Raw genomic sequence first — 10,429 nt, forward strand, 5'->3', positions numbered from 1 at the left:
CCGCACGTGCGGCAACCATCTGCGGCCGCTGATCCTTGCGGGATTTCTGCGGCGCGTCTCACGCTGCCGTCGACCAACGGCGCAGTGATTGCGCGCGAAGTCGTTTTCCCGGTGCTGGCCACCGGGTTGATCGTCACGTACGCGGACGTCCGGGTTCCGTTGGGGTTGCCCGGACATCGTGGCCTGATCTGGCTGACCCTGTTGGTTGCGGTTGCTCTGGTTACGCACCGGGCGCAGACGGTTGTAGCGGTCGGGGCCGCCTGCACGATCGCGACGGTGATGGTCGGCGGCGCGACCAACCCGTGGACCGATAGCCGATACCTGGCCGCGGCGATTCTGTTGTACGCGGTGACTGAAGTAGCCACTAGGCGCGGGCGGCGCTGGCTGATCGCGCCGGCCGCTGCCCCGATTCACCTTGTCGCGCTTGCCGCGCCGGTGGTCGCGCTCATCGAGCGGGGTCGCCTGTCGGCTGTGGTCTCGACCGGGATGGTCGAAAAGATGGTGTACCACTTGGTCTTTGGCCTGATCGCCGGCCTCCTCGCGTGGGCTTTGGCGCTCGGAATCGAACACTCTGCCTCGGCGCACCTGCCGAGCGGGGAGTCCAGGCGTTAGGAGAGATCTCATGACACTGCGCGTCATTCCTGAGGGTCTGGCCGCGACGAGCGCTGCGGTCGAAGCGATCACCGCCCGGCTGGTGGCGGCCCACGCCGGCGCGGCTCCGTTGACCACCGTCGTGGTGCCACCGGCCGCCGATCGGGTATCTGTGCAATCGGCCGCGATGTTCAGTGCACGTGGCGTTCAGCACGCGACTGCCGCGGCCCAGGGCGTCGAGGTGTTGGGCCGGGCCGGGGTGGGCGTGGCCGCCGCCGGCGCCAATTATGCCGCCGGCGATGCCGCCGCCGCGGGAACGTATCCGCTTGCCGGCGGCTGACGGTGACCGCGCCGATCTGGATGGCGTTGCCGCCCGAGGTGCACTCATCGCTACTGAGTAGCGGGCCCGGGCCGGGGCCGCTGCTGGCGGCCGCACAGGCGTGGACGGGTCTGAGCGCCGAATACGACGTCGCAGCAACGGAACTGACCGCCGTGCTGACCGGCGCGCAGCAGGTGTGGCATGGGCCGACCGCGGAGATCTACCAGGCCGCCCACCTGCCCTACCTCGCCTGGCTGGCGCTGGCAACTGCGGTCAGCGGGCAGACCGCGGCTCAGCACGAGACAGTGGCGGCGGCCTACACCGCGGCGCTGGCGGCGATGCCGACGCTGCCGGAATTGGCCGCCAACCACGCAATTCACGCCGTCCTCATGGCGACGAACTTCTTCGGCGTCAACACCATCCCGATCGCGTTGAACGAGGCCGATTACGCCCGGATGTGGGCGCAGGCCGCCACCACCATGAGCACCTACCAGGCGACTGCCGAGCCGGCGGCCTCAGGCACGGGGTCGGGCAGCGGCACCGGAACCGGGTCCGGCAGTGGCAGCGGGACCGGCGGTGGCAACGGGAGTGGTGGAGGATCGTTCCAGCTGCCGACGCCGGCCGAAATCTGGCAGATGCTGTTCGGGCCGGATGGCGAGCAGATCCCCGGGCAGGGCCAGGCCAACTGGATCCCAGCGCAATACCTGCAGAACATTGCGAACTTTGTCAACGGCAACCAAAACGCCCTGTTGTGGATTCAGCAGAACTGGCAGGGCCTGCTGAACCCGTCGCAATTCCCCCAGTTGATGTCGTATTTCGTTGCGTGGCAAACATATCGGGTCGTCAACTGGACACTCAGGACGTTGCGGTTCCTGATCCAGGAGCTTCCGCTGTTGTCGTCGCTGGTGCTGAATCTGGCCACGGTCAACCTCGCCGGTCTGCTTCCACTGGCTGCTGCTCCGGCCGGACTGGCAGGCCTGGCCGGCCTGGCCGGCGCGGGCATTCCGCCGGCGCTCGCGCCGCTTCCGCAACCGGTGGCGCCGGGACTCGCGGCGCCGGTCGTGTCGCCAGTGACTGTGACCGCGCCGGTGAATTCATCGGTCCCGGCTGCGCCGACGGCGTCGGTCGCGACGCCCGTAGTCAGCGGGAGCGTGCCGCCGCCGTCGTTCCCGCCGCCTGTCACTGGCGCGGAAGGCTTCGGCTACCTGGTGGGCGGATTGGGTCTGCGCCGCGAATCGACGCTGGCGGCCCCCGCCAAGAGCAATGCTTCGTCCGATGCGGCCGTAGCGACCGCGGCAGCGGCAGACGTCCCGCATCGGGACCCGGTGTGGACGCAGCGCCGCCGCACGGCGGTGCACCAGCGCGGCTACCGCTATGAATATCTTCAGTCCGACGGCGACGGAGCCGCGGTGCTGGGATTCACCGGAACGTCGCCCAGGGCGGGCGCGCGGGCGGCGGGCCTGGCCACGCTGGCCGTTGACGAGATGGGCGAGGGCCCCCGCCTGCCTATGCTGCCCGAAAGCTGGGATTCCGAGGTCTAGCCGCGGCCGGTTGATCCACAGGCGGTGCGGCCTCAGCACGCCGCGAGGACCTCGACCTGACAGACTGACCGCAGAGGGGAGTATTCCTCGGCCGCGGAGTCGTCATCACGTCGCCCACCACCGGGTGACCGGCCCGCGGGCCGTCGCGGTTGTGATGGCGACGGTGGAAGAGACCTCTGGTTGTCAACGGCCGGAGGTATTTCGGTGCACGTCTCCTTGCTGGAGTGGGTCATCACTCTGGCCGCCACGACCGCGGTGCTGCTGTTTGACGTACTGGTCATGGCGCGTCGGTCCGGGGAACCGACGATGCGCCGATCCGCGATCGCGTTGTCGGCCTACATCGGTCTGGCGGGATGCTTCGGAATCTGGACGTGGTACTTCCATGGCCACCAGTACGGGGTGGAATTCTTCGCCGGATGGCTTACCGAATACAGCCTGTCGATCGACAACTTGTTCATCTTCGTCATCATCATGACGAGCTTCGGTGTGCCCAGGGTGCTTCAGCGCCAAGCACTATTCGCCGGCATCGTGATCGCGCTGATGAGCCGCGGCATCTTCATCGCGCTCGGCGCGGCGGCCATCGCGCGATTCTCTTGGGTCTTTTACCTTTTCGGTGGATTTCTGGTATATACCGCGCTGCGAGTGGCGCGCGGCCTCACGCACCAGACCGACGCCGAGAACGCAGTCGTCCGGTTCGCCCGCAACCACCTGAGCGTCACCGAATCCTGGCACGGCGCCAAGCTTTTCGTGAAGGCGGGATCGCGTCGATCGATGACCCCGATGGCTCTGGTGGTCGTCGCACTGGGCGCCGCCGACGTGGTCTTCGCCCTCGACTCCATTCCCGCGATCTTCGGCCTCACTCGGCAGGCGTATCTGGTGTTCGCCGCCAACGTGTTCGCCCTGATGGGCCTGCGGCAGCTGTACTTCATCGTCGAGGGGCTATTGCAGCGGCTGGTCTACCTGTCCAAAGGGCTGGCCGTCATCCTGTTGTTCATCGGGGTCAAGCTGATACTGCACGCGCTGCGCGAGAATGATCTGCCATTCATCAACGGCGGCAAGCACGTTGACGTCCCGGAAATACCGACGCTGGCCAGCCTCGCGGTGATCACGACGACGCTCGCTGTCGCCGCAGCAGCCAGCCTCTACGTCACCCGCGGCAGTGGGAACGACTAAGCGTCAGGCTTCGATCTGGCCGGCGATGCGCCGTTCGATGCTCGCCCGAACCGGGGCCGGCAGGACGATCAGGCCGTCGAGTTCTTTGTTGGCCCGGGCGTAAGCCGTCTGCCGTTCCTGCGGGGAGGCTGCGGAGTCCTCGGCAAGTCGCAGCAAGTGCTGAGCTCGCGCCAGCCGTTGCTGGTCATCTTCGGAGAAGTCGCTGCGGCGCCGGCGGGTCGCTTCGGCCTCAGCGATCTCGAATGCGCTGACGTACTCATGGACGGCATCGCGGTAATCCAGTTGCACGGTCCGATCGTTGAGCAGGTCCTCGGGACGTTCCGGGCGCAGCAAATCGGCCTGCCGCTTCGCCTTGTGGAAGGCCACGGTCAGCGGATTCCGCATGTCAGTCATCAACGGGAAGTCCAGCAATTTGGCGATGTCGACCTCATAGTCCAGCCACCGCGCGTCGGTCCGATCGTGCTCGGCGAGGAGTTTGGTGATGGCACGCCGGTGGCTCTCGTCGTTGTTTTCCCTGCGCCCGGATGCTTCCGCGATCGCGATCTTGGCCTGCTGCTTGAGCCGATACCGTTCTAGCCGTCGCTGGGCTCGGCGCTCGTTGGCCGCGCCGATCGCGCGCATACCTCCGCCGATCGCGCCGCCCAGGGGAAATACCAGCCACCAGAAGTTCGCGGCGAAATGAAACAGCGGGCCCATTTAGCCAGAATGCCACCGCCGCGCTACTGGCTCGCCCCAACAGGTGCCCGGCAGTGCGAGCGACAAAGGGTCAGTGTCCCTCGGTCTTGAACCGTTCGATCGAACGCAGCACCTCGGCCTCGGCCTCGTCGCGGCCGACCCAGTCGGCGGTCTTGACGAACTTGCCCGGCTCGAGCGACTTGTATTGCGAGAAGAAGTGCTTGATCTCGTCCAGCTCGGACGCCGGGACGTCACCGATGTCCTGGATGTGGTCCCAGCGATGGTCTTTGGCCGGCACGCACAGCACCTTGTCGTCGCCGCCGGCCTCGTCGGTCATCCGGAACATGGCGACCGGCCGCGCCTTGACCACGACGCCCGGAAACACCGACTGAGGAAGCAGCACCAGCGCGTCCAGCGGGTCGCCGTCCTCGCCCAGGGTGTCTTCGATGAAGCCGTAATCCGCCGGATAGACCATCGACGTGTAGAGGTAGCGGTCCAGGTAGACCCGTCCTGATTCGTGGTCGACCTCGTACTTGTTGCGCTGACCCTTGGGGATCTCGACGGTCACGTCGAATTGCACCGGCCCGGCTCCTTCGGCTGAGAAATGTTGCTTGGCGTTGATCGTAGGGCTCCCACACCACGTATGTCCGCGGGGGCTTCGGCACAATGGGCACGAAGAAGTCAGGAGAGTCATGCGGCCCACCCAGTGGCGTACGTCCACCCACCTGGTCGTAGGAGTGGGCGTGCTGGCGATCGTTGCTGTCCTGGTGGCCGCCGCCGGCCTGCTCACCTCCACCGGTCGCGGCGCCAGCACGCACGTTCCGCCACCGCCGCCGGCCGTCACGGCCAAGCCGGGCGTCGTTCCGGTCGCGGCCAATGCGCCGATGCCCAGCAACACCGCGCTGGCGGCGGCGCTGGCGATAGTGGTTGCCGACCCCAATCTGGGCAAGCTGGGCGGCCGGATCACCGACGCGGTCACCGGCACGGAACTCTGGCAGCAGTTCGACGACATTCTCCTGCAGCCGGCGTCCACCAACAAAACGTTGACCAGCGCCGCCGCCCTGCTGGCGCTGGACCGCGAGGCGCGGGTGACCACCCGCGTCGTCGCCGCTGACCAGCCGGGGGCCTCTGGAATCGTCGTGCTGGTCGGTGGCGGTGACCCGACGCTGTCGGCGGTGCCGCCCGGGCAGGACACCTGGTATCACGGCGCGGCGCGGATCAGCGATCTCGCCGACCAGGTACGCCGCAGCGGCGTGACGCCTACCGCCGTGCAGGTGGATACGTCGCTGTTCAGCGGCCCGACCTTCGCGCCCGGCTGGGATCCGGCCGACATCGAGGGTGGCGACATCGCGCCGATCGAATCGGTGATGCTCGACGCCGGGCGGATCCAGCCGGCAACCGACGAATCGCGGCGATCGGTGACTCCGGCCCTGGACGCGGGCCGCGCGCTGGCCACCGCGCTGGGGGTCGACGCGCAGCAGGTGACCGTCACCAGTCATTCCGTGGGTTCCGGCGCGCGACAACTGGCCGCCGTCCAGTCGGCGCCGCTGATCGACCGGCTCAACGAGATGATGAACGTCTCGGACAACGTGATGGCCGAATGCATCGCCCGCGAGGTCGCCGCATCCATGCAGCGCCCGCTGAGCTTCACCGGCGCCGTCGATGCGGTGACCAATCGACTCAACACCGCGCACATCGACACCGGCAGCGCGATATTGCAGGACTCCAGTGGGTTGTCGGTGGACGACCGGTTGACCGCCAAAACCCTTGACTCCGTCGTGCAAGCGGCAGCCGGACCGGACCAGCCGACGTTACGGCCGTTGCTGGATTTGCTGCCGATCGCGGGAGGCAGCGGCACGCTGTCCGATCGCTTCCTCGACGGCACCCCGGCCGGCGCCGGGCCGTCCGGGTGGTTGCGCGCCAAAACCGGCTCGCTGACCGCCATCAACGCGTTAGCTGGGGTGGTGACTGACCGCAGCGGACGGGTGCTGACCTTCGCGCTGATCTCCAATGACGCCGGGTTATCCGGCCGCACGGCGATCGACGCGGTGGCGGCCACCCTCTGGTCGTGCGGATGCGTCGCGTGACCGCCGCCGCTGACTTGACGGTTGGGCGCACGGTCGACTGGGGATTCGCGGCGACGGTTGGCCAATGGCTGGCCCGTCCGGGCCCGGTGTCCACCGATTACACCCGCCGTCAGGTGGTCGACAACCTGGCCATGGCAGCCAAGGCGGCCGAACCGCCGGTTCGTGAGGTTACCGGTCTGCACACCGACGGCGCGGTGCCCGACGCCCGTATCGTCGACCGGCCGGGGTGGATCCGGGCGGCCGCCGAGTCGATGCGGGCGATGACCGGCGGAACGGACAAGCCGCGCGGGGTGATCAGCGGACGGGTCACCGGCGCGCAGACCGGTGCCGTGCTGGCTTTCGTCGCATCGGGCATCCTCGGCCAGTACGACCCGTTCACCGCCTCCGGTGACGGCGGGACCTTATTGCTGGTCTACCCGAACGTCATCGCGGTCGAGCGCCAATTACGGGTCGATCCTTCCGATTTCCGGTTGTGGGTATGCCTGCACGAGGTCACTCACCGGGTGCAGTTCACCGCCAACCCATGGTTGTCCGGCTACATGTCGGATGCGCTGGGTGTGCTGACAAAGGAAGGTAGCGACGACCTCGCACGGGTGGTGAGTCGGCTGGCCGAATTTGCCCGCGGCCGTAGCGATTCCGCACAGTCCGATCCGAACTCGACGGGCATCCTCGGACTGCTGCGCGCTGTGCAGTCCGAACCGCAGCGCGAAGCCCTGGATCAATTGTTGGTGCTCGGCACGCTGTTGGAGGGCCATGCTGACCACGTGATGGATGCCGTTGGGCCCATTGTGATTCCGTCGGTATCCGCCATCCGGTCCCGCTTCGACGAGCGACGACACCGCAAGCAGCCACCGCTGCAGCGGCTGTTGCGCGCGTTGCTGGGCATCGACGCCAAACTGGGTCAATACACCCGAGGCAAGGCGTTCGTCGACCATGTGGTGGACCGGGTCGGGATGACGCGGTTCAACACCATCTGGACGAGTCCGGAAACCCTGCCCCGGCCGAGTGAGATCGAATACCCGCAACGATGGATCGACCGGGTGCTGTAGCCGAACTCCGCGCGGCGGTAGCGGCGTTCGCAACAGACTTTCTCAGCACTGCCGATCACTGGTGTGTGGCGCTGTCGGGGGGCCCGGATTCGTTGGCGCTCACCGGCGTTGCCGCGGCGATGCTGCCCACCACCGCGCTGATCGTCGACCATGGTCTGCAATCCGGCTCGGCAGCGGTGGCCATCGGCGCGCAAACACAAGCCGAGAAATTGGGATGTGTTGACGCTCAAGTGCTTTGCGTACAGGTAGGCGGTGATGGCGGTCCAGAAGGCGCGGCGCGTGACGCGCGCTATCGGGCATTGGCCGATGCCCGTCAGGATCGTGCGGTGCTGCTTGGCCACACCCTCGACGACCAAGCCGAAACCGTACTGCTCGGCCTGGGCCGCGGCTCCGGCGCCCGGTCGATCGCAGGCATGCGGCCCTACGACCCGCCCTGGTGCCGGCCGCTGCTGGGTGTGCGACGTGAGGTCACCCATGCCGCCTGCGCCGAGCTGGGGCTGGACGTCTGGCACGACCCGCACAACACCGACCGCCGTTTCACCCGGACGCGACTGCGCCACGAGGTGCTGCCCCTGATGGAAGAAGTGCTCGGCGGCGGCGTCGCCGAGGCGCTGGCTCGCACGGCAACGGCGTTGCGGTCCGACATGGAGCTGATCGACGTGCTGATCGCCGAGGCGCTGACCACCGCGGCGACGGCCGACGGGCTCGACACCGAGACATTGACGGCGCTGCCCGACCCGATTCGTCGCGGCGTCATCCGCAGCTGGCTGCTCGCCGGCGGGGCGATCGGGTTGACCGACAAGCAGATCCGTGGGGTGGACACGCTGGTCACCGCGTGGCGCGGCCAGGGCGGGGTGGCGGTTGGCTCCGCCTTGCGCGAGCAGCGATTGGTCGCCGGGCGCAGCGGCGGGGTTTTGACCTTGCACCGGGAGCCCGTCTAGCAGGCCACCGCCGTTGGTTTCCGGCCCGGTGACATGGCACGCTGTGCTCGTGGCAGCGGAATCGCCGGAGCTCTACCCGGGGGACATCAAGTCGGTCCTACTAGGCGAAGAGCAGATCCAGACCCGCATCGCCGAGCTCGGCGCACAGATCGGGGTGGACTACGGCGACCGGACCGCCGCGGACGATCGCGACCTGCTGTTGATCACCGTGCTCAAGGGCGCGGTCATGTTCGTCACCGACCTGGCCCGCGCGATCCCGCTGCCGACGCAGTTCGAGTTCATGGCGGTCAGCTCCTACGGGTCGTCGACGTCTTCGTCGGGCGTGGTGCGGATTCTCAAAGACCTCGACCGCGATATCAACGATCGGGACGTGCTGATTGTCGAAGACGTGGTCGACTCCGGCCTGACGCTGTCGTGGCTGTCGCGCAACCTGGCCACCCGGCATCCGCATTCACTGCGGGTGTGCACGCTGCTGCGCAAACCCGATGCGCGGCGCGCCAATGCCGACATCGCGTATGTGGGTTTCGATATTCCTAACGAGTTCGTGGTCGGCTACGGCCTGGACTACGACGAGCGGTACCGCGACCTGCCCTACATCGGAACCCTGGACCCCAGGGTCTACCAGGACTAGCCGGGCTATTCCCTAGCGCAGTTCCCACACCGCGGTGACCGAGAAGTTCACCGTCTGCTGACCGGGCTCCAGCGGAACATTCGCCATCGCGCGGGGCGCCGGAATCCCGGTAGGGGGCGCGCCGCCTCCGGACGCCTCTGAAATCGAGATGATCTTGCCCAGCCCAAGGCCGGACAGCTGGGCGTATTGGGAGGCCCGGTCCTTGGCGTCCTGAAATGCATGCGCACGTGCGTCTTTCACCAGCTGCGAGTCGTCGACGATGGAGTAGCTGACCGAATTGATCCGGGTCGCGTCGCCGCCGGTGCCGACGATGACAGCCAGTAGACGGGACGCGGTGCCGGCGGGGTGGATCTTGACCCGGATCGAGTTGGCTGCGCGATATCCGGTTATGGCACCGCCGGAGTTGTCGTACTGCGGCTGCAGGCTGACGTCGGTGGTGCTGATGTCCTTGCGGTCGGCACCGGCGCCGGCCAAGGCGTCGATGACCCCCTGCTGGCGGGTGTTGGTCTGGTCCATCGCCGCGGTGACGTCACGGGCGGTGAATTCGATACCGACATCTGCGGTGAGCGTGTCGGGTACGCCTTGCACGTGGCCAGAGCCGACGACGGTCACCTGACGCGGGTTGTCGCCGACCCGTTCGGGGCTGTGGTCGCAGGCCGACGCGGCCACGGCAAGAACCAAAGCGAGGACGAGGCGGAGCGGCATCTTGCCGCGTTGGGTGATGGGCATGATCTGCACCCTAGCCGTGCTCAGAAGGGTGGATCGTCTGGTAGTGGTTCAAGTTCCGGATTTTCTAGCGCCCAGTCCGGTGGCAACTCTTCGGGCTCGCGCGGTTCGTTCACCCAGGTACAAAATGAGCTGGTGCTCGGCTTACCTTTGAACAGGAACAGCATGTCGCGCATATGGTTTCGAAACTTGCGGTCCGCGATTTCCGCTCTGCGCGCTTCTTCGAGCCTGCGGCGAGCTTCGTTGATCGGGCGCTGCTCGCGATTATGGCTGCGCGCCTGTGCAATTCGAGTACTTCGCTGCTTCGCCCTGCTCCGCTTGTTCAACGAAGGCGCCGCACATGCCGGCGCACGCGACTGCGGGAACAAATCGAGTCCGGCTGGAGCAGTGCGATATGTCTGACGGGTGGGTGATGTCCAGACGACTGTGCCGTCCTCGAGCTGCTTGTCCTGCCACCCGCCGAACGTCTTCAGTCGATGGTGTTGGCGGCACAGACATTTGAGATTGCCTGCCACCGTCAAGCCGCCGGCCGCCGGGTTTTCGTGGTTGAACGGAATGGTGTGGATGCTCCTATGCAGCGTCAAGTCTCTGCATTGTTGGGTTTAGGTCGGTTTGGAGTGCCTGGTAGAGCTCGCGGACCACAGCCCGTTTGAGGCAGCGGATGATCTCCTTTTTGGTCTTGCCTTCGTGGGTTCG

General features: G+C 66.9%; 11 protein-coding genes and 1 pseudogene. 8 read left to right on the plus strand and 4 right to left on the minus strand.

The window, feature by feature from the left end:
- Positions 1-6 precede the first annotated feature (6 nt).
- The 4 genes from VGG53_RS14870 to VGG53_RS14885 all read left to right on the plus strand — a co-directional run bounded on the left by VGG53_RS14870 (position 7) and on the right by VGG53_RS14885 (position 3,624).
- Complete coding sequence (locus tag VGG53_RS14870; RefSeq protein WP_414688972.1) at positions 7-612, plus strand: hypothetical protein; 606 nt, start codon at positions 7-9, stop codon at positions 610-612.
- 10 nt (positions 613-622) lie between these two features.
- Positions 623-931, plus strand: coding sequence for a PE family protein (locus VGG53_RS14875; RefSeq protein WP_331518825.1), 309 nt, complete (start codon positions 623-625; stop codon positions 929-931).
- A 2-nt stretch (positions 932-933) separates the two neighbouring features.
- Positions 934-2,451, plus strand: coding sequence for a PPE domain-containing protein (locus VGG53_RS14880; protein ID WP_414688973.1), 1,518 nt, complete (start codon positions 934-936; stop codon positions 2,449-2,451).
- 204 nt (positions 2,452-2,655) lie between these two features.
- A complete protein-coding gene (locus VGG53_RS14885) occupies positions 2,656-3,624 on the plus strand; it encodes a TerC/Alx family metal homeostasis membrane protein (protein ID WP_331518826.1) in 969 nt (322 codons plus the stop codon).
- A gap of 3 nt (positions 3,625-3,627) precedes the next feature.
- Here VGG53_RS14885 and VGG53_RS14890 read toward each other — a convergent pair whose 3' ends face one another.
- Positions 3,628-4,320, minus strand: coding sequence for a hypothetical protein (locus tag VGG53_RS14890; RefSeq protein WP_331518827.1), 693 nt, complete (start codon positions 4,318-4,320; stop codon positions 3,628-3,630).
- A 70-nt stretch (positions 4,321-4,390) separates the two neighbouring features.
- On the minus strand, positions 4,391-4,879 hold the full coding sequence (locus VGG53_RS14895; RefSeq protein ID WP_331518828.1) for an inorganic diphosphatase: 489 nt from the start codon (positions 4,877-4,879) through the stop codon (positions 4,391-4,393).
- A 112-nt stretch (positions 4,880-4,991) separates the two neighbouring features.
- Here VGG53_RS14895 and dacB point away from each other — a divergent pair, with 112 nt between their 5' ends.
- From dacB to hpt, 4 genes are read left to right on the plus strand one after another with little or no spacing between them, the layout of a single operon-like run.
- A complete protein-coding gene (gene dacB / locus VGG53_RS14900) occupies positions 4,992-6,386 on the plus strand; it encodes a D-alanyl-D-alanine carboxypeptidase/D-alanyl-D-alanine endopeptidase (protein WP_331518829.1) in 1,395 nt (464 codons plus the stop codon).
- A complete protein-coding gene (locus VGG53_RS14905) occupies positions 6,383-7,435 on the plus strand; it encodes a zinc-dependent metalloprotease (RefSeq protein WP_331518836.1) in 1,053 nt (350 codons plus the stop codon). Before dacB ends, VGG53_RS14905 begins: the two co-directional genes overlap by 4 nt.
- Positions 7,414-8,376, plus strand: a complete 963-nt coding sequence (tilS, locus tag VGG53_RS14910; protein ID WP_331518830.1) for a tRNA lysidine(34) synthetase TilS — start codon at positions 7,414-7,416, stop codon at positions 8,374-8,376. Before VGG53_RS14905 ends, tilS begins: the two co-directional genes overlap by 22 nt.
- Positions 8,377-8,389: 13 nt before the next feature.
- Complete coding sequence (hpt, locus tag VGG53_RS14915; protein WP_331518832.1) at positions 8,390-9,007, plus strand: hypoxanthine phosphoribosyltransferase; 618 nt, start codon at positions 8,390-8,392, stop codon at positions 9,005-9,007.
- A 12-nt stretch (positions 9,008-9,019) separates the two neighbouring features.
- Here the strand turns inward: hpt and VGG53_RS14920 are convergent, their stop codons facing one another.
- Positions 9,020-9,736 (minus strand): SIMPL domain-containing protein, encoded by a 717-nt coding sequence (locus VGG53_RS14920; RefSeq protein ID WP_414688974.1) that lies wholly within the window; start codon positions 9,734-9,736, stop codon positions 9,020-9,022.
- 20 nt (positions 9,737-9,756) lie between these two features.
- Positions 9,757-10,296: pseudogene (locus VGG53_RS14925) on the minus strand (HNH endonuclease signature motif containing protein); the annotation flags it as partial.
- Positions 10,297-10,429: the final 133 nt, after the last annotated feature.

Origin of the sequence: Mycobacterium sp., from assembly GCF_036490025.1 — a bacterium.
Taxonomy (GTDB): Bacteria; Actinomycetota; Actinomycetes; order Mycobacteriales; family Mycobacteriaceae; genus Mycobacterium.